The organism is Ruegeria sp. CDSC068 (assembly GCF_059610545.1).
The window spans coordinates 122,413-140,914 of record NZ_JBXWNV010000001.1 but is presented as its reverse complement, the minus strand read 5'-3'; the positions used below and the strand labels follow the sequence as shown (position 1 = coordinate 140,914).

The following is an 18,502-nucleotide window of genomic DNA, read 5'->3' as shown; positions in this document are numbered from 1 at the left end:
ACCCATGGTGCTGACCGATCTTTTCTTTCGCCCTGCTGTAGTGCCCTAGGATTTGTAAAGACCAGGCACCAATCCTTCTGATAGCTCTTTCAGAAGGTCCGGCGCAGTTCCCGCAGGCTGTATTGGGCCGTAATACACATTGTAGGTTCCACCCAGTTTGGCAATCAGCTCTGACACGTACCTTAAGGATGCCACCCTGCGTCCGAACTCGTCGTTTCCCCCTCCGAGTAGCGCCGCCAATCGTCGAGTTCGGTAGTAGTGCCGCGAATTACGCATGTTCGCCGAGGCCGGAACAATCGGCGCTCCGCTTTCTGCGGAAACACGAGTAACCCCGGTTCGCCACGGCGGCTCGATCAGAAGTCCGTCTTTCAACGTTGGCACGCGGCCCGAGCCGAAAACCAGAAGCGCACCCTCCTGTTCCAAATGTGCCAACATGCCGGCCCGAGTTTGGCGCGCCGTCAGCACCTTGTCCTGTCGGTCCAAGTCCACAGGGACGATCAAATCGCGCCCAAGAAACCGCTCGGCCTCGCGACCGGCGACGACTTTCAAGTCTGAACGGTGGTCAAGCAGAGCTCCCGCATGTGCCAAAAAATCGAAAGTGCCGATTGGATGTGTCGATCCAATGATGACGGGGCCGCTGGCTGGAATGTTTTCAAGACCGTGGGCTTTGACAACAGTTCCCCCATTCATCGCAAGCACCGCTCGTACCAAGTCGTGCCCAGTACGTTCATCCAGTTCCAACAGAATTCGTTCGGTTTCGTTCAATGCAAAAAACGCTTGGCCGGTCGTGGTGCGACTGATCCAGTCAACACCCTTCATTAACTGGCATAGCGCCCTTAGCCTCAGGTCAGCGCCAACCGGAATGCGCAGTCGAGCGCGCAATAATTCATCCAGCGGATCGTGTTTCTTGTCGTTGGTCAATACCGTTGCCCCGTCGTTACCGCAAAGCTAGCACGCATTACCAACAACGGCACACGGCCAAGAGAACACTTTTGAATCTTTCTGTGGTACAGACTGTGGGTTGGCTAGATTGACTATCCAAGGAGGCACCCCGCCATCCATTTGGTATCGTAATTGCGTATGTGCACTGACTTTCGAGGCGTGCGCCAAGTTCTTGCCGGACAACGGAGGAGAGACCGAGTGCAAGCTGAAGGTTTTATCAAAGGTCGTCCAATGAGCCTTGCCGTGTTGGACTACGGTTTGTTCAAGGTTCACTCCAACGGTCGCATTATCGGCATTTCGGGTTTTGCTATCCAAACGGATGAAAATGAAACGATCCTTGTCGACACTGGCCTCCCGGAAAAATACGCCAAGAATGCCCAATCTGCTTCTGAAGAAGATCGATTGGATGAGTTTGGCGAGGTGCTTAAGTGCAAACCAGACAATCTACCTGCAGCACAGTTAGCAAAGCTGGGGTTAACCTCTGAAGATGTCACACTTCATGTTTGCACGCATACCCACATTGACCACGTGGGCGGGTTGCATGCATTTCCAGAGGCGCCGATCCTGATGTCCGCCAATGAACGCAAACTCGCCAAGCCGCTGTACTGGGGTAACGCGCAACCATTAGACTGGCCAGAGTGCGATTATATACTGGTTGAAAGCGATGTGCGCGTTGGTCCGGGGCTGACGGTGTTGGAAGCGCCGGGTCATTCGCCGGGGCAAATCGCACTGTTGGTTGAACTGCCATCACGATCGGTGATGTTGACCAGCGACGCGATTTCAAGAGTGGAGGAATTTGACGAAAAGTTCGTGGGGGCTTGGGACGAGGCCGCGGCAAATGCCAGCGCAGAACGGTTGATGAAACTGGCCACAGAGAAAAACGCGTTCGTGATTTACGGCCATTGCCCGAAACAATGGCCCAGCCTACGAAAAGCTCCAGAGACTTACAGCTGAGCTTCACTAATCGACAATTTAAAGAAACGAGCGGTCACATAACGCCCCGCCAACCTCAAGCCAAGTTGCTCTAACCAACCTTCGAAAAAAGGATCAGATTAGACAGACTTTTTCCGCCAGTTCATCTATCAGTACGCGTTGGTTTTCGCTGTAATCAACAGGAACATCGATCAGATGGACGCCACCCGCTGCAAACGCTTGTTCAAAGGTGGGGACAAGATCCTCAGTTCGCTCTACCCGGTGGCCGGTCGCACCATAGCTTCTGGCATATTGCACAAAATCAGGGTTTTTGAACTCCAGCCCCCAATCTTCAAACCCAGCGTGAGACTGTTTCCAGCGGATCATCCCGTACGAGCTGTCGTTCAGCACGGTCACAACCAGATTGAGGCCCAAGCGAACGGCCGTTTCAACTTCCTGACTGTTCATCATAAAGCCGCCGTCGCCACATATCGCCATTACGCGCCTGTCAGGATAGAGTTTGGCCGCCATCATGGCTGAGGGAAGGCCGGCTCCCATCGTGGCCAGTGCGTTATCCAGCAGGACTGTATTAGGCTGGTAGGCCTGATAATTTCGCGCGTACCATATTTTATAGATGCCATTGTCCAATGCGATGATATCGCAGTCACGCATGACTTTGCGCGTATCGGCAACAAAGCGCTGCGGGATCACTGGAAAACGCGGATCATCTGCTCCTGCCGAGATGTGCATATCGGTTTCCTGTTTGACCCGCTCAAAGTAGCTGCGATCAAACTCCAAGGGGCCATCAAGCTTCTTTCCCAGCCGCTCGATGGATTGAGCCAGATCGCCGACAACCTCGACCTGCGGGAAATAGACTTGGTCAACCTGCGCGGCCTTGTAGTTCACATGGATCACTTTGGTTCCACCTTCCTTCATGAAGAAGGGCGGTTTTTCCACCACGTCATGACCCACGTTGATAATCAGATCGGCCCGCTCGATGGCGCAATGTAGGTAATCACCGTCGGAGAGCGCGGCCGTTCCCAAAAACAGATCGGACCGCTCGTCCACCACACCTTTGCCCATCTGCGTGTCAAAGAATGGAATCTGCGTGTCATTCACAAACTGACTGAGCGCACTGCGGGCGTGTTTCCGATTGGCTCCCGCCCCCAACAAAAGCAAAGGCATTTTAGCTGAGCGGATCATCTCGGCCGCCTCATTCAGAACCGTGTCGCCAGCGACAGCGTAGTAGCGCGGATGGGGTTGCAGGGCCGGCTCGGTGGTATCTTCGGCCGCTATATCCTCGGGAAGTTCCAACAGAACGGCGCCGGGACGCTCCTCTTGCGCGACGCGAAACGCTTCGCGGATTAACGAGGGGATGGTGTTGCCGTGCACAATCTGCTTGGACATCTTGCAAATCGGGTCGAACAATCCCACCACATCAATGATCTGAAACTGGCCCTGCTTCGATTTTTTGATCGGCTTTTGGCCCGTGATCATAACCAGCGGCATCCCACCTAAATGCGCGTAGGCGGCGGGTGTGGCAAAATTTGTGGCACCGGGACCCAGTGTTGCCATGCAGACGCCGGCTTTTCCTGTCAAACGCCCATATGTTGCCGCCATGAACGCTGCGCCCTGTTCGTGACGGGTCAGGACAAGCTCAATCTTGGACGTTCTCAAAGACTCCAGCACATCCTGGTTTTCCTCACCTGGGACGGCGAAAATATACTCAACGCCCTCCGCCTCGAGCGCTGCGACCAGCAAATCCGAGGCTTTGGTGAGGGACGAAGCGGTTTGGTCAAAAGCAGACGTGTGCTCTCCTGATATCACGGTGGATCCGTCGGTCTAACCTGACATGCAGGTGGAAATATAACCCTTCCAAGTTAGGGACGGGCCGCTCAGTTTTCAGTAGCTTGCAACTATTGGGTTTCGAAATCAGCGCATCTATCGATACCCATCGGCCATATTCCAATACAACACGCGTGCGACAGAGGTTCAACAGGCACTATGGCTGACAGTGTCGCGGTGCGAGCAGGCCAACCGTGTCCGTCCCGCGTTCAGCCAAACGCTCTAAACAATCCTTCCAACTCAACTTGTCCAACTTCCACAAGAATTTGACTAGGTGCCAAAAGAAACAAAACGCTGGCTCACCAAATTCAGGGGCACAAGCGGCCAATTGAACCGCCGTAACATCAACAAAACTCGGGGCCATGATGCCATCTCGTCCAAACAAACTGTCAGCACAGTTCGGTCAGGTTTCTCCGGCCGGGCTTGTTCCTATCCATCAACAAGAACGCGGTAACTTTTTGATTTCGCGCACTTTGCCTGAAACATTCACCGGACTTCTTGCCGCAGGGTTCGTCACTTTCATCCTGTTGCCTCTCATCTCGGCCGCCGCACGCTCTGTCTCGGGTGACCTGGCCTTTCCAGTGGACTTAGTCTTCGCTCTCGGCATTTTTGGGACAATAGCTGCCTTCGTGCTCAAAGGACAGACGCCACGAGCCTTGCTCGGTCGCGGTTTGATTTGCCTTGGGACGGCACTCATCGTTACGCCTGTGGGCCTGTCTGTTCTATTCGCGCTTTATCTGTATGACTGGTTGGCAATCGTGACGGGTACGGCTGTTCAGCAGCCCGGAAACATCGCCGCATCCCTGTTTGGCGGCGTCTTCTTTGCCAATGCTCTCGTCTTGGGATTGGCCTTGGGAAGTGTATCCTTGCTAATTGGGCGCACGCTCATTCACGGGCGCTCAAAACCACTTCTCCCACCTTATGAACTTCAATCAGCGGCCCAACCGCTTTGCGATCGGTCACAATGAAACCGCATACCCAAAACCTCGCTCACAGCGACAATCAGGAGTTCGGAACGATGGTTTCAGTTCATATGATTTTTGTCGCGCCGGACGAAGCTCGCGCGACTGTCCAAGAACTGTTGACCCACCCAGAAGGCGTTGAAATTGTTGGCATGCCTGCAATTTGAGAACAGCAAAGCAAGTCCTTGACCGAACGCAACCGGAATTGCTTCTGGTCGACGTAGTGCTTCAGGGCCTGCGCAGCACTGATGCTATTTCATTCACATCAACAACCCTGCCGGACCTCAGAATATTCGCGCTTATCCGAGACCGTGTGCATGCCGAAACGATGCCAGAGGTGGGTCGCGTTCCCACTTGAGGTCAATCCTCCCAGCCAGACAACAACGCCTGAACGTTCGTTCAGATCAAAAAGAACGCCGGGTGCCATCAAACGATTAATCTCGAGGCTGGTTTTGAATTACGTCAAAGGAGAGCGTTTGTTTGTGGCGAAGGCTAGAAAAAGCCCTGTCCGCTTCAAGATGACTTCTTCTGACAAGCCCCATTAGAAACAGTTCCTGCATGCGACCTTCACCCCCAAGGGCCAGTCCTGGATGATGGTTTTGTGCTTCGAGGATTGCTGCTTTCGTCGGCTGAGTTCGACTGCTGGGCTAGCATTCGCAACGCAGCTATCCGATTTGCCGTCGACGGGTGAGTTGAAAACAGCTTGTCACGTGAGTGCACATGAAGTGGATTGATGATGAACATATGTGCGGTCGCTGGATTTCGCTCGGCAGCATCGTTGTCGATGCTTGCAGCGCCTTGCTGAATACGTTCGAGGGCAGACGCCAATGCCAGAGGTTGACCGCAAATCTCGGCGCCGACGCGATCGGCGGCGTATTCTCTTGTCCGACTAATGGCCATTTGGACCAAACCCGCAGCCAATGGCGCCAAGATCATCAGCGCAATGGTCCCCACTAGACCAACGGCACTATCCCGTCTTCCACCAAAGAACAGTGCGAAGTTTGCTAGCATCGTAATTGCACCCGCGAACGTGGCAGTTACGGTCATAATCGCAGTGTCATGGTTCTTGATATGTGCAAGTTCGTGCGCGACAACGCCCGCCAGTTCATCCCTTGTGAGGGTCTGTAGCAACCCCGTAGTGACGGCAACGGCAGCGTTGTTGGGATTGCGCCCAGTAGCAAATGCATTGGGCTGGAGTGTTTCAATCAAATACACAGCGGGCTTTGGCATGCCCGCGTTCTTTGCAAGATCCCCGACCATTTGAAACAACCCTGCATGGTCACCAGATGAAACTGGCCTTGCGTTGTGCATGCGAAGGACCATTTTGTCTGAGTTCCACCAGGTAAACAGGTTCATGCCTGCTGCCAGCACCAATGCGAACAGCATGCCGCCCGCTCCGGCCAGAAGGTATCCCAATCCCATGAACAAGGCCGTCATTGCGGCCATCAATAATGCAGTCTTCGTATAACCCATTCGATGCAGACCTCTACGCGGCTCATACATGATGTGTGATCAATACGTTCATGTTGCAATGATTGTCGCCCCGATCTGCGGCAATGGGGGCTACTACGCTGAGCAAATGGTGATTTTCCCTCGAACTGAATTTTAAATAAATCATTTATATTCAACAATATGAACCTTAACCCTCACTAAAGATCGTGCTGCAATGTGTGAACAATCTTACTTTCAAGAAGTTGGGTTTCTGACAGTATGGACTTGTGTGTTTCAACAAGTGTTGTTGGTTAGAAGATGTATTTTACCAAGTTCGAAGAACCGTTTTGCGCGGTCGATGACATCCGCAAAGATGAGTTTGCCCGGAAATATCCGTTGCTGGACAATAGATCTGTTCATGCGCAGTGGAAGAAAGGTTCCTGGCAAATCACGCGAATAGGTGAGATCTGGAAGAGGACCGGAAAGGTTTTTTCTGTCCCATATGAAGGCATCAACGCGTACCCATCTTTTCAGTTCGCAGAAGACGGAACTCCGCTTCCCTTGATGGAAACTGTGTTAAAGGCGCTGCCGGCCGATTTGACGCCCTGGCAACGAGCTTTTTGGATGACCTCCCCTAAGGCTGAACTTGGAGGAGGCAATCCCGCGAACTCCATTCAAACTGACGATAACCGTGTGGTCGACGTGGCAAGTAAATTCGGTGAAGATTTTCTCAACTAAATGAGTTCCCAACAAGGAATTTCGACTACGGGTGGGATTTCCTGCTGATCTATTGCCGTCCATAGCAACAGAGCCACAATGCTTTTCGAACAAAACTTCAGATTGGCCAACCTATCCAAGCCAGCGCCATGTTGCGCTTGAGCAAAATGACCTCGTCTCCGTGTTGAATTTGAAGAGAGTGCAACTGCGGAAGACTGCTTGCCCCATCATTCAGCGCAACCGTTTGTCCCCGCGCAGTGTGCGGATCAGCCATTGCGGTTACCGACAGAGACTTTCGGCGAGTAGTCATGGCATTCACTTGGAATTCGACCTCCGAGTGACCAGACACCTATGCAACGTCGCAGCACTTTTGTTCAAGATGAACGACAAGCCCCTCGAAACGTAAAACGGGATTTGAGGCAACAGGAAGCTTTGTTTGTACACTTGGCTGGCATCCGATTGCATGGGATTTGTGGTAGACTGGCCCCGAGGACATTCTAGCAGGAGACCTCCCGGTGCTACCGAATTCACTCCGTCTTGCACTCTCCGCCATGACAATTGCCATCGCGGCAGGCGCCCTGCCCGACCGGGTTGAAGCGATATCACAAGATGTCCCGGCGTGGTTACAAAAGCACGTGGGTACGGGTGACGGGCAAATCGCCCCGATCGTTTTGAAAAGGGCGCGAGCGCTTTACAAAGAGAAAGTACGTCGAGGCGAGGTAAGGAACCCCTGCTATCTTGCCAAAGATGCGACCCGCCCAAGTACCACAAGAAACGGCAATCCCGGCAAGCGGTTTTACGTCATCTGCGAGTCGCAAAAGTCCTTCCGAGCAGTCTCGTCCGGCTACGGCAATGGTCGAAAACTCAAGCGTGCCAATTTTTCGAATGGTCGGCAATGCGCGAAGAACTTCAGCAATGCAGAAGGATCGAAACTAACCGCCGGCGGTGCCTATGTGACGGCTGAAACCCGCACGTCATTCAAGGGTTACTACAGTCAATCCGGCAAAACGCAGCCGTTCTTCCGCACGTTCCTTTTGTTTGATGGCCAAGGAGAAACGAGCAATGCTCGGGAGCGCGCTATCGGGGGCCATCCCGCCGTTTTCCTAAAATGGCAATGCAGGTTCAAAAACCCACAAAGCACACATGCAGACAACGACGGCTTTGTCCCCTACGGAAGGCTTGTGAACTACACGGGTGGTCGCAGCAATGGTTGTACAACCTGGTCACAGTCCGCCTCTAAAGAAATCCTGGCGCTTGTAGAAGGGAACCCGACGACCCTCTATATCTACCCAGAATCCAAAGACATCAACGCTGTCGCCAAGGCGGTAAAAAAAGGAAAATCACTATCGCGAGCAGGAGTTTATTGGAACGCAGCTTGCCTACAAGCAATCGGCGCACCAAAGTTTTGGCCCAAGAGCAGCCTCCAACCGATCATAAACAGTTGGAGGGCATCCTTGCCCAATCAACCGCCACTGGAATTGCCGATCTGCAAGTAGATTAAACTTAGCAGGCGAACCTAAGCGCGCTACACTCACGCGTTTTTGCTTCGGTCTTAACGAAAACGTATGCGCGTATTTGTCAAACGTCCTCTTGGGGGCGGGTAGGCTAATGATCTCTGGGCTGGTTTTGAAGTATCGAAGTGGAATGGTTTTTGTCGTCCCACGAAGCTACGAAACCACCCTACCCGCCTCAAGCCGGTTTCCTCTGACAATGCCCAATTTGAACCTCAGTAGTACACGAAGCCAGTTGATCTGTCTGAAAGTACACACCCATCAAGACAAGAGGCATCGAACGACAGCATCTCAAAACTAAGCATTTCTTTTTTGAACGTATTGGGAGGATCAAACCATGTCCCCAGCTTCAGTGCAGAACGTGATTTGGGCTTCATGAATCTAATTCGAAGCCAACTACACGGAACAGTGCTAAACTGTTACGGCCTGCAACACTTGATCACGCGTCAGGTCACCTCGTGAGCCTTTGACCAGGATTTCTCCGCGTCGCAACACGACAAACCTGTCAGCAAGGTCAAAGGCGAAGTCGAAATACTGCTCGACTAAGACAATTGCCATTCCGCTCGTCTTTCTGAGGTGCCGGATCACCTCTCCAATCTGTTGGATTATGTTCGGCTGAATACCTTCGGTTGGCTCATCCAGCAGCAGCAGGCGCGGTCTTGTGATCAGTGCACGTGCGATGGCCAACTGTTGCTGCTGCCCGCCGGAAAGGTCGCCCCCGCGCCGGTTCTGCATTTTTTTGAGGACCGGGAACATATCAAATATATTATCCGGGATGAAATGTTCGCTGGCAGGCAGACAGGAGAAGCCTGTTTCCAGATTTTCTCGAACTGTAAGCAATGGGAAAATTTCGCGACCTTGGGGGACATATGCCACACCTTTCCAGGCCATCTGATGAGCAGGCAAAATACCCATTTGCTTTCCGTCAAGCTCCAGTTCGCCACCGGAACGGGGATGCGCCCCTGAGATTGCCTTCATCAGGCTGGTTTTTCCGACACCGTTGGTCCCCATGACGCACGTTACTTCACCCTGTAAAGCTTCCATGGAAATCCCGTTGAGGATTTGCGAGTGCCCATAGTGCAAAGTCAGACCGGTCAGCTTCAACATTTTCTAGCGCCCCAGATAGACGTCGATGACGTCCTGATTTGATGTCACGTGATCAAGACTGCCCTCGGCTAACACGGATCCTTCATGCAAAACCGTGACTTTGCAGTTCAGGCGCCTGACAAATTCCATGTCATGTTCAACAACCACAACCGCGCGGGTCTTTGCAGCTTGAACTAGCAAGTCTGTGGTGTGTTCGCGCTCTTGCGGGGTCATGCCTGCGGCGGGTTCGTCAACCAACAGCAGACGTGGGTCCTGCGCAAGCAGCATGCCAATTTCCAACCATTGCTTTTGCCCGTGGCTCAGTTCACCTGACTTCCGGCTCAGTTCCTGATACAGCCCAATTTCGGTGGCCAGGTATTCGACCTTCTGCAAATCACTTTTGGACGGACGGTAAAGCAGCACACCAACCCAGCCACGATTTTTCTTTAGCGCCATTAGTAGATTATCGCGCACGGACTGATCCTCAAAAACCGTAGGCTTCTGAAACTTGCGCCCGATTCCCGCCTGCGCGATTTTTGCCTCGGTCATATCCAACAAAGATACGGACTTTTCACCCCATATGACCCGCCCCTCATCTGGTCGGGTCTTGCCGGTGATGATGTCCATAAACGTAGTTTTGCCGGCCCCATTCGGGCCAATCACGGAACGTAGCTCTGCGTCACCAATCTGGAAGGACAGGTTGTTGATGGCGCGGAACCCGTCGAAGGTAACCGATACGCCACTTACCTCTAACAAGGTGCTCATAGGCTAGCCTCTTTCTCACGCAAAGCGCTTTCATCGGGTCCCAGATTGGCACCATGCCGATCGGGATGACGCTGGTTGGTATACAAGTCGAACAAACCTCCGATACCTTGTGGAGCAAACAGCGTGACCAGCACAAAGGACACACCCAGCAGCACTTGCCACCAGTCGACCCATTTGATCGTGTAAAAGCCAAGCGGGATATCCGGGGCCTGCCCGCCCGTGAACCACGTGCTCAGCAGGCTGACAAAAGCCGCGCCGATGACCGCACCATACAGCCGGCCCCGCCCGCCGATAGCGACCCAGACGGCCAGATAGATTGAGGCGATGGGGGCCATCTCCTCGGGGTTGATAATGCCAGCCTGCGGATAATATAGCGCACCCGCGATTGCGGCGATGCAAGCCGTCAGGGTGAAGACAGCCAACTTGTAGGCTTCGACCGAATAGCCGAGGAACCGAACTCGCGCCTCGTTGTCTCGAATGCCGCGCAGGACCGAGCCGAACTTGCCCGACACGATCCATGCCGCCAGCATGTAACCCAGTCCCAACGCCAAAGCCGAAGCCCATAGGAACCAGAGCGAAACAACGTCTTGAGAGACAGTGACACCGGGCAGGTTCTGCAGGCCGGACAAGCCATTGTTGCCGCGCAGCCCGCTGTCGTTCTGAAACAGATACAAAGCCAGAGCCAGCGTCATTGCTTGCGTCAGGATCGACAGATAGACACCGGTCACTCGACTGCGGAAGGCCAGCCAGCCAAAGATCAGTGCCAGCAGGCCAGGCACCACAACGACCAGTATCAACTGCAGCGTCAAGCTGTGCGAAAATGCCCAAATCAGCGGGAATTCGGATGATCCGACTACGCCGAAAATCTGAGTGCCGATGGCGTCCACAACTTCGGCAGGCGTTGGCGGGATGTCGGCTTGTGACAATGACTCGACCACGATCAGCCGAGTGCGTTCGTACATCAGCCACATGCCGATCATATAGCCACCGAGCCCGAAGAAAGCGAAATGGCCTAGTGATAGAATGCCGGTGAAACCCCAAACCAGATCCATCGCGACAGCGATCAAACACAGGCACAGGGTCTTGCCCAGCGTTTTGACGAAACTGGTTGAGATCACACCGATCCCGAACCCTTCGGACAGGACAGTTACACCCAGCGTGAACAGCGACAGGATGGCCAGAAAGACCAACACAGATGGGTTCTTAGCAACAAAACTAGGTTCCATGGCTCAATCCCCCGCCGCGCGACCTTTGAGGGCAATAATGCCTCGTGGTCGAAATTGGATAAAAATGATGATGAAGATGATCATGTAGGTTTGCGCCGCGAGCGTGTTCGACGGGTTCATCCACTCGATCCCTTTTTGCAGGAACCCGATCATCCCCGCGCCTGCCAGCGCGCCCCAGATGTTGCCGACACCACCGACAACTACGGTCATGAAACTTTGCACGATGTAGTCGTTGCCCAGATCCGACGTGACTTTTGCGAACAGGCCAATTGCGACCCCGGCAATCCCGGCAATGCCAGAACCCAGACCAAATGTCAGCATATTCACCCTCCCCGGATTGATCCCCATCGACCCCGCCATGCGCGGGTTCTGCGTGACCGCTCGCATCTCAAGCCCCAGCCTTGTCCGTTTCATGATGTAAAGGAACAGCCCCAGAAAAATCAGCGCCAGCACGAAGATCGCAATGCGGATATAGCTGATCGAAACCACATCGTTCATCACCCAGGCACCGTCCAGCCAGCCCGGAGCAGTCAGAGGGCGGGCCTGTGTACCAAAGATGTTCTTCGCCAGTTGCTGCAGGGCAATCGAGATACCAAAGGTCGCCAGCAGTGTTTCCAACGGGCGGGCATAAAGCCAGCGGATCACCAGACGCTCCATGGCGACGCCCATGGCAAACGTGACGGCAAAGGCCATTGGGATGGCAACGATGATCGATACCGTATGGTCGGGGACGTACTGCTGAACGACATAGCCCGTATAGGCTCCCATCATGATGAATTCGCCATGGGCCATGTTGATTACACCCATCACTCCGAAAGTGATGGCCAAACCAATTGCGGCTAGGAAATAAATCGAGGCCAAAGAGACCGCATCCAACGTCAGGTCGAGCGTTTGGTTTAGGCCAACTTTCAGTTCGATCTTCTTTAGCGCTTTTTCGGCAGCGGCGGTTACTTCGACGGACGGCTCGGCATAAGTCTCAAAGAACACATGTGCACCCAGCGCCGTGTCGATATCGGCCTCAGTTACCAGCGCAGGAACAAGTCCGGCTTCAGCCAAAATGCTGTAGGCTTGCGTGCGCGCAGTATTGTTGTTCAGTTGCGCGACCGGGACACCCCCTACGCGGCCACCGTTGATGTTCGCAGCCAAAGCCACGCGAATGTCGTCAGGCGACACTGGGGGCGCTGCCAAGTCACTCGCGACCAACAGGTGGTATGCGTCATCCCGCGACAAAGCGTCTGATCCGGGTTCCAAAATGATGGCGACGTTAACATCCGATGGCAGGTCCGCAGCGGTCTTTCGTGAGGTCACGAGTAACGGGTTCAGCGCCGCACGGACGTCGACACCCAGATCGTTCGACATCTCTTCAATTGCAGCCACGCGGGCCGCAACGTCTTCGTCATATCCAATCGTCAGCAGCCGTTCGAGCCGTTGCTTCTGGGCCTTCAAATCCCCATGTGGCTCGTCCTCGATCGAGGCACGAAGAGGTTCGAGCAGCGCGCCTTCGGGATCACGTTGAATGGATTTTAGTGCGGCTAGGCGCTTCTTTCGATCCGGGTCGGTCAACTGGAACTGCACCAGAGCTGTCCCGATCATAGCGCGGACACCGCTGTTGGGTTTCAATTGCTTCAGGTCGGATTTCTCAAACGTGCCGACCACTTCGCCCGTGTCGAAATCGGTCAGTTCGTACAACCGCCCTTCGGCCTTTGTTCCGGCAAAGAACAGACCGTCAGACTTGCGCATCCACATGTCTTTGGCGGCCCATGTCTCAAGCATCACCTGCGCTTGCGGCAGCCCAGTGGCGGCAAGCGCATCAATCGCCGGTTTGATCGTCTTGCGCGAGCTTTTGACAATGATCTCCTGATGATCCTGCAAGATCGGCTGCAGGCCACCCTCTTGCGCGTTGGCGTTCAGGCAGGCGAAGAGAATTGCCAGGCCCGCAAGGAATAGTCTTAACATGTGGTGAAACCCGCGTGTCTTTGGGCAAGGCGGGCGATCACACCCGCCTTGCGTACGATTTAGTAGTTCGACAAAGTCTGAACGCAGCTCTCGGTCTCGGTGTTGTACATACCGCAGCCGAGATCTTTCCAATCCGACTTCAGCACTGCCGATTCAGGCAGGAAATCGGTCCATGCATCGCCCGGCACAACGTCCGTTTCGCTGATGATGTCGAACTGACCGTCTTCCTGAATCTCACCAATCAGAACCGGCTTAGCCAGATGGTGGTTCGGCAACATCACAGCTGTACCTCCGGTCAGGTTCGGGAATTCCTGCCCGTACATGGCGGCGCGCACAGCGTCTACTTCGGTCGAGCCGGCTTCGGTCGCGGCATTCACCCACATGTTGAAGCCGATAAAATGCGCCTCCATAGGATCGTTGGTCACCCGTTCGTCACCCATGGTCGCTTTCCAGGTTTCGACAAATTCGGCGTTCACATCAGTATCCGCCGACTGGAAATAATTCCAAGCCGCCAAATGGCCGACGAGGTTCGCGGTATCCAGACCGGACAGTTCTTCCTCACCAACCGAAAAGGCCACGACAGGAATGTCATCTGCCGAAACGCCAGCTGCGGCCAGTTCTTTATAGAAACCAATGTTGGCGTCTCCGTTGATGGTCGAGATCACACCAACCTTTTTGCCATCTTCGCCCAGTGCGACGACGTCAGATACGATCTTGGACCAGTCAGAATGGCCAAAGGGGGTGTAGTTGACGAAGATATCCGCGTCCGAAATACCCTTTTGCTTAAGGTAGCTTTCCAAAATATTGTTGGTGGTCCTGGGATAGACATAGTCCGTCCCGAGCAGAGCGAACTTCTCAACCCCCAGTTCCTCCAGGAAATAATCGGTCGCTGGGATCGCCTGCTGGTTCGGGGCCGCACCGGTGTAAAAGACATTTTTAGAGCTTTCTTCGCCCTCATACTGAACCGGATAGAACAGCAAACCATTCAGCTCTTCGATCACAGGCAGTACTGATTTGCGGCTGACCGAAGTCCAGTTGCCAAAGATCACATCCACCTCGTGGACGGTCAGCAGCTCACGCGCTTTTTCCGCGAACAGCGGCCAATCCGATGCGGGATCCACAACAACGGCCTCAAGCTGCTTGCCCAAAAGACCACCTTTAGCGTTTTGCTGGTCGATCAGCATCAGCATGGTGTCTTTCAGAGTAGTCTCCGAGATTGCCATCGTACCCGACAGCGAATGCAGCACTCCGACCTTGATCGTGTCTTCGGCAGATAAGGCAGCGGTGGTTATGGCAGCAAATACAACCGATCCGGCGAGCGTGGATTTGAGCGATTTCATGTAATCCTCCTGGCGGGGCCGGGAGAGAGGGCTTGCGCAAAGGCACACTCTTCTTCTACCTGATCCCCGCAACTGTTGTTGCGTTCCGTGTGGCGGTTGTGTTCGAGGTCCAATTCGCGCAGCCGTCACACACCCCCGGGTCATCTCCGCGGTGGCACCCATACGGTTTCTGCATTGCAGCAAGGTTGGCAACTTACCTTTAGCCCAATTTGGGAAATCGGCGAGAAGCGCATATTTTTTCATCTAAGTCGGACGTTGCTGTCTAAAATTTAGACACACGATGTGGAAATAAGCAGATTCCGACACTGCAGATTAGTGTTCCGACACTTCAATAGAGAAACAGGTGGCACCAAACGACGCGCTAAAGGTGCCCTATTACACAAGTTGCAGCCATATTGCCCACGCACAGCGCGGTACCGCCACGTGCTGCAGGCACTGTCAGCTTAAGCACCAAGCAATTGGGCAACAGAACTGTGCTGGACAGATTTCGCCAGTCTGGGTCCTTTAAATGCCTGTTCCCCAGAACGATCCCACCTGATCTTGATGCGGTTCTTCTGAACACGGCGGGCGGCGTGACCGGAGGCGATTCATTCCGATTTTCTTGCAAGGCAGCAAAATGCACGGCGCTGACTTTGACGACACAAGCCTGCGAGCGCGCCTACAAAGCCCAGCCCAAAGAATGGGGCCAGATTACAAACCATTTGACGGTTGAGGATGGCGCTCGGCTGAACTGGCTGCCGCAGGAAACCATCCTGTACAACGGCAGTGCTTTGGACCGACGCCTCAGGATCGACATGGGGCTTGATGCTGAAATGCTGATGGTCGAGCCGCTGGTCTTTGGGCGCATTGCCATGGGCGAGACGCTGACCGGCATCCGCTTGCGCGATAGAATCGAGATTCGCCGCGAGGACACGCCAGTGTTTCTCGAGGCGATCAGGTTCTCAGGTGATTGGCATACGCATTTGTCCAAGCCGCATATTGCGAACGGCGCAGGGGCGATGGCGCTAATCGTCTTAGCGTCGAGTTCCGCCGAAGGTCATCTAAAACCTGTCCGGGAAATGCTACCGGACACCGCCGGTGCAACCCTGATCCGGAAAGACCTATTGGTCATTCGCATTCTGGCGGACAACAGCTTTGCTTTGCGGCGAACGCTGATACCAGTTCTACGCCGACTGAACAAAGACACTTTACCCCGATGCTGGATGCTCTGACATGAACCTGACCCCTCGAGAAAAAGACAAGTTGCTGGTCGCCATGGCCGCCGAGGTCGCTCGAAAACGGCTGACCCGCGGCGTTAAGCTGAACCACCCCGAGGCCATTGCGTTGATAACCGACGCCGTGGTCGAAGGCGCGCGCGATGGCCGTTCGGTCGCGGACATGATGCAAGCCGGGGCTGAAGTGATCTCCCGTGACCAATGCATGGAAGGCGTGCCCGAGATGATCCACGAGGTACAGGTCGAAGCCACTTTCCCGGATGGCACAAAACTTGTGACTGTCCACAACCCCATTCGCTAATTTCTAAAGGAGTTCTCCATGAACCGTATGCTGTTTCCCGCTCTCATTCTGGCTGGTCCGGCCATGGCCCATTCGGATACCCAAGTTCACGCTCATGGCAGTGATTACGCCGCGCTCGCAGTTGGGTTGGCTTTGATTGCGATCATCGCCATTACCGTGATTTTGAAGCTGCCGAAATGATCCCGGGTGAGATTTTTCCGGCCGAAGGCTCACTGACGCTGAACGCAGGACGCAGCAGCCGTCTTGTTATTGTCGCCAATACCGGCGACCGACCAATACAGGTCGGCAGCCACTACCATTTTTCCGAAGCAAACCCGGCTCTGGATTTTGATCGGTATGCAGCTTTGGGTATGCGGCTGGACATCCCGGCGGGCACTGCGGTGCGATTTGAGCCAGGGCAAACTCGCGAAGTTATGCTGGTGCCATTTGAGGGGCGCCGGCACATCTACGGTTTCAATATGCATATCATGGGGGCTTTGAAAGATGCCGGGCAAGATCAGTCGGAGTGACTATGCCTCCATGTTCGGCCCCACGGTCGGCGACAAAGTACGATTGGCAGATACCGATCTGATCATCGAAGTAGAAAAAGACCTGATCGTGGAGCGCGCAACGACTGCGCGTTTCAGCGAGACCGGCCACCGCGAAGATGTCTATGGTGAAGAGGTTAAATTCGGTGGTGGCAAAGTCATTCGCGATGGGATGGGGCAGTCACAGGCCACGCGAGCCGAGGGGGCCGTGGACACGGTGATCACCAATGCTCTGATCGTGGATCACTCGGGTATTTACAAGGCGGATGTCGGCCTAAAGGACGGGCGCATCGCCAAGATCGGCAAAGCCGGAAATCCGGATACGCAGCCCGGTGTAGACATCATCATCGGCCCCGGCACAGAGGCCATCGCTGGCGAGGGTCGCATCCTGACGGCTGGCGGGTTCGACAGCCATATTCACTTCATCTGCCCTCAACAGATAGACGACGCGCTGCATTCTGGCCTGACGACCATGCTCGGTGGCGGCACTGGCCCGGCACATGGCACTCTGGCGACCACATGCACACCGGGCCCATGGCATATCGGCCGGATGTTGCAGGCGGCAGATGCTTTTCCCATGAATCTTGCTTTTGCGGGCAAGGGAAATGCTTCGCTTCCCGCGGCTCTGGAGGAACAGGTCAGAGCCGGAGCTTGTGCTCTGAAACTGCACGAGGACTGGGGCACGACTCCTGCGGCCATCGACTGCTGCCTTTCGGTCGCTGATGCGATGGACGTTCAGGTTATGATCCACACCGACACGCTCAACGAATCCGGGTTTGTTGAAAATACAGTTGCCGCGATAAAGGGTCGTACTATCCACGCCTTCCATACCGAAGGCGCGGGCGGCGGCCACGCCCCCGACATCATCAAAATCTGCGGTGAGGACCATGTCCTACCCTCCTCTACCAACCCGACGCGGCCCTTTACGGTGAACACGGTCGAGGAACATCTCGACATGCTGATGGTCTGCCATCATCTGGACAAATCCATCCCCGAGGACGTGGCCTTTGCTGAAAGCCGCATCCGGCGTGAAACCATCGCGGCTGAAGATATCCTGCACGACATGGGCGCGTTCAGCATCATCGCGTCCGACAGTCAGGCTATGGGCCGCGTGGGCGAGGTGTTGATCCGTACGTGGCAAACGGCTGACAAGATGAAGAAACAGCGAGGCCGCCTGCCAGAGGAATCCGGTGACAACGACAACCTGCGCGTTCGCCGTTACATCGCCAAGTACACGATTAACCCTGCCGTAGCCCATGGCCTCAGTCACGAGATTGGCAGTATCGAGGAAGGAAAACGCGCCGACCTCGTCCTATGGGACCCTGCCTTTTTTGGAGTGAAGCCTGAGATGGTTTTGCTGGGCGGCACCATCGTTTGTGCACAGATGGGTGATCCGAATGCTTCGATTCCTACCCCGCAGCCGGTTTATAGTCGGCCAATGTTCGGTGCCTATGGTCGATCCGTTGAAAACTCGGCCATCACCTTTGTTTCGCAAGCCGCGCTGGCGGACGGGATCGGTGATACACTTGGATTGGCAAAGCAGACCGTCGCTGTCCAAAACACGCGAGAGATTGGCAAACAGGATCTTCTGCTCAACAACGCGACACCTCATGTCGAAGTTGATCCAGAAACCTACGAAGTCCGGGCAAATGGCGAATTGCTGACCTGCCAACCCGCCGAAGTGCTGCCAATGGCACAGCGATACTTTATGTTCTGACTAAAAATTACGCTGCATTGCACCGCGCGCAACCCAGAAATGACCAAACA

General features: G+C 54.5%; 17 protein-coding genes. 9 read left to right on the top strand and 8 right to left on the bottom strand.

Annotated elements, in window-relative coordinates; genetic code table 11:
• Positions 1–45 precede the first annotated feature (45 nt).
• On the bottom strand, positions 46–921 hold the full coding sequence (locus tag AC2FID_RS00620) for a 1-acyl-sn-glycerol-3-phosphate acyltransferase (RefSeq protein ID WP_496834940.1): 876 nt from the start codon (positions 919–921) through the stop codon (positions 46–48).
• 219 nt (positions 922–1,140) lie between these two features.
• On the opposite strand from AC2FID_RS00620, the gene AC2FID_RS00615 reads away from it, so the two are divergent.
• Positions 1,141–1,896, top strand: coding sequence for an N-acyl homoserine lactonase family protein (locus tag AC2FID_RS00615; protein WP_496834938.1), 756 nt, complete (start codon positions 1,141–1,143; stop codon positions 1,894–1,896).
• A 93-nt stretch (positions 1,897–1,989) separates the two neighbouring features.
• On the opposite strand, the gene AC2FID_RS00610 is transcribed toward AC2FID_RS00615, so the two are convergent.
• Positions 1,990–3,681, bottom strand: coding sequence for an acetolactate synthase large subunit (locus AC2FID_RS00610; protein WP_496834937.1), 1,692 nt, complete (start codon positions 3,679–3,681; stop codon positions 1,990–1,992).
• 383 nt (positions 3,682–4,064) lie between these two features.
• Between AC2FID_RS00610 and AC2FID_RS00605 the strand changes: the two genes are divergently transcribed.
• Complete coding sequence (locus AC2FID_RS00605) at positions 4,065–4,667, top strand: hypothetical protein (protein WP_496834935.1); 603 nt, start codon at positions 4,065–4,067, stop codon at positions 4,665–4,667.
• Positions 4,668–5,228: 561 nt separating this feature from the next.
• Here AC2FID_RS00605 and htpX read toward each other — a convergent pair.
• Complete coding sequence (gene htpX, locus AC2FID_RS00600) at positions 5,229–6,134, bottom strand: zinc metalloprotease HtpX (protein ID WP_496834933.1); 906 nt, start codon at positions 6,132–6,134, stop codon at positions 5,229–5,231.
• Between the two features lie 276 nt (positions 6,135–6,410).
• Between htpX and AC2FID_RS00595 the strand changes: the two genes are divergently transcribed.
• Together AC2FID_RS00595 and AC2FID_RS00590 are read left to right on the top strand one after the other, a co-directional pair.
• Positions 6,411–6,830, top strand: coding sequence for a hypothetical protein (locus AC2FID_RS00595; protein WP_496834861.1), 420 nt, complete (start codon positions 6,411–6,413; stop codon positions 6,828–6,830).
• A gap of 530 nt (positions 6,831–7,360) precedes the next feature.
• Positions 7,361–8,305 (top strand): hypothetical protein, encoded by a 945-nt coding sequence (locus tag AC2FID_RS00590; protein ID WP_496834932.1) that lies wholly within the window; start codon positions 7,361–7,363, stop codon positions 8,303–8,305.
• 426 nt (positions 8,306–8,731) lie between these two features.
• Here AC2FID_RS00590 and urtE read toward each other — a convergent pair whose 3' ends face one another.
• Genes urtE through urtA form a run of 5 tightly spaced genes read right to left on the bottom strand, consistent with a single transcriptional unit; the run spans position 8,732 to position 14,693 of the window.
• The gene (gene urtE, locus AC2FID_RS00585) at positions 8,732–9,427 is read right to left on the bottom strand and encodes an urea ABC transporter ATP-binding subunit UrtE (RefSeq protein WP_496834931.1); all 696 of its coding nucleotides are present in this window, start codon (positions 9,425–9,427) and stop codon (positions 8,732–8,734) included.
• A 3-nt stretch (positions 9,428–9,430) separates the two neighbouring features.
• Positions 9,431–10,171, bottom strand: coding sequence for an urea ABC transporter ATP-binding protein UrtD (urtD, locus tag AC2FID_RS00580; protein WP_496834929.1), 741 nt, complete (start codon positions 10,169–10,171; stop codon positions 9,431–9,433).
• The gene (gene urtC, locus AC2FID_RS00575) at positions 10,168–11,397 is read right to left on the bottom strand and encodes an urea ABC transporter permease subunit UrtC (protein WP_496834927.1); all 1,230 of its coding nucleotides are present in this window, start codon (positions 11,395–11,397) and stop codon (positions 10,168–10,170) included. The genes urtD and urtC overlap by 4 nt, the downstream gene beginning before the upstream one ends.
• A gap of 3 nt (positions 11,398–11,400) precedes the next feature.
• Positions 11,401–13,353: an urea ABC transporter permease subunit UrtB gene (gene urtB / locus AC2FID_RS00570; RefSeq protein WP_282168652.1), complete on the bottom strand. Its 1,953-nt coding sequence runs from the start codon at positions 13,351–13,353 to the stop codon at positions 11,401–11,403.
• A gap of 59 nt (positions 13,354–13,412) precedes the next feature.
• Positions 13,413–14,693: an urea ABC transporter substrate-binding protein gene (gene urtA, locus AC2FID_RS00565; RefSeq protein ID WP_496834925.1), complete on the bottom strand. Its 1,281-nt coding sequence runs from the start codon at positions 14,691–14,693 to the stop codon at positions 13,413–13,415.
• 395 nt (positions 14,694–15,088) lie between these two features.
• Here urtA and AC2FID_RS00560 point away from each other — a divergent pair, with 395 nt between their 5' ends.
• From AC2FID_RS00560 to ureC, 5 genes are read left to right on the top strand one after another with little or no spacing between them, the layout of a single operon-like run.
• On the top strand, positions 15,089–15,904 hold the full coding sequence (locus AC2FID_RS00560; protein WP_496724933.1) for an urease accessory protein UreD: 816 nt from the start codon (positions 15,089–15,091) through the stop codon (positions 15,902–15,904).
• Position 15,905: 1 nt separating this feature from the next.
• Positions 15,906–16,208 (top strand): urease subunit gamma, encoded by a 303-nt coding sequence (locus tag AC2FID_RS00555; protein ID WP_058276342.1) that lies wholly within the window; start codon positions 15,906–15,908, stop codon positions 16,206–16,208.
• Between the two features lie 18 nt (positions 16,209–16,226).
• Positions 16,227–16,388: a hypothetical protein gene (locus tag AC2FID_RS00550; protein ID WP_496760643.1), complete on the top strand. Its 162-nt coding sequence runs from the start codon at positions 16,227–16,229 to the stop codon at positions 16,386–16,388.
• A complete protein-coding gene (locus AC2FID_RS00545) occupies positions 16,385–16,717 on the top strand; it encodes an urease subunit beta (protein WP_496758136.1) in 333 nt (110 codons plus the stop codon). The genes AC2FID_RS00550 and AC2FID_RS00545 overlap by 4 nt, the downstream gene beginning before the upstream one ends.
• On the top strand, positions 16,692–18,452 hold the full coding sequence (gene ureC, locus AC2FID_RS00540; protein WP_282118844.1) for an urease subunit alpha: 1,761 nt from the start codon (positions 16,692–16,694) through the stop codon (positions 18,450–18,452). Before AC2FID_RS00545 ends, ureC begins: the two co-directional genes overlap by 26 nt.
• Positions 18,453–18,502 lie beyond the last annotated feature (50 nt).

What these genes read in the sequence shown, in the direction of transcription:
- AC2FID_RS00605 (WP_496834935.1), top strand. Translation starts at nt 4,065, where the DNA reads ATGCCATCTCGTCCAAACAAACTGTCAGCACAGTTCGGTCAGGTTTCT.
- htpX (WP_496834933.1), bottom strand. Translation starts at nt 6,134, where the DNA reads ATGGGTTATACGAAGACTGCATTATTGATGGCCGCAATGACGGCCTTG.
- AC2FID_RS00595 (WP_496834861.1), top strand. Translation starts at nt 6,411, where the DNA reads ATGTATTTTACCAAGTTCGAAGAACCGTTTTGCGCGGTCGATGACATC.
- AC2FID_RS00590 (WP_496834932.1), top strand. Translation starts at nt 7,361, where the DNA reads ATGACAATTGCCATCGCGGCAGGCGCCCTGCCCGACCGGGTTGAAGCG.
- urtE (WP_496834931.1), bottom strand. Translation starts at nt 9,427, where the DNA reads ATGTTGAAGCTGACCGGTCTGACTTTGCACTATGGGCACTCGCAAATC.
- urtD (WP_496834929.1), bottom strand. Translation starts at nt 10,171, where the DNA reads ATGAGCACCTTGTTAGAGGTAAGTGGCGTATCGGTTACCTTCGACGGG.
- urtC (WP_496834927.1), bottom strand. Translation starts at nt 11,397, where the DNA reads ATGGAACCTAGTTTTGTTGCTAAGAACCCATCTGTGTTGGTCTTTCTG.
- urtB (WP_282168652.1), bottom strand. Translation starts at nt 13,353, where the DNA reads ATGTTAAGACTATTCCTTGCGGGCCTGGCAATTCTCTTCGCCTGCCTG.
- urtA (WP_496834925.1), bottom strand. Translation starts at nt 14,693, where the DNA reads ATGAAATCGCTCAAATCCACGCTCGCCGGATCGGTTGTATTTGCTGCC.
- AC2FID_RS00555 (WP_058276342.1), top strand. Translation starts at nt 15,906, where the DNA reads ATGAACCTGACCCCTCGAGAAAAAGACAAGTTGCTGGTCGCCATGGCC.
- AC2FID_RS00550 (WP_496760643.1), top strand. Translation starts at nt 16,227, where the DNA reads ATGAACCGTATGCTGTTTCCCGCTCTCATTCTGGCTGGTCCGGCCATG.
- AC2FID_RS00545 (WP_496758136.1), top strand. Translation starts at nt 16,385, where the DNA reads ATGATCCCGGGTGAGATTTTTCCGGCCGAAGGCTCACTGACGCTGAAC.
- ureC (WP_282118844.1), top strand. Translation starts at nt 16,692, where the DNA reads ATGCCGGGCAAGATCAGTCGGAGTGACTATGCCTCCATGTTCGGCCCC.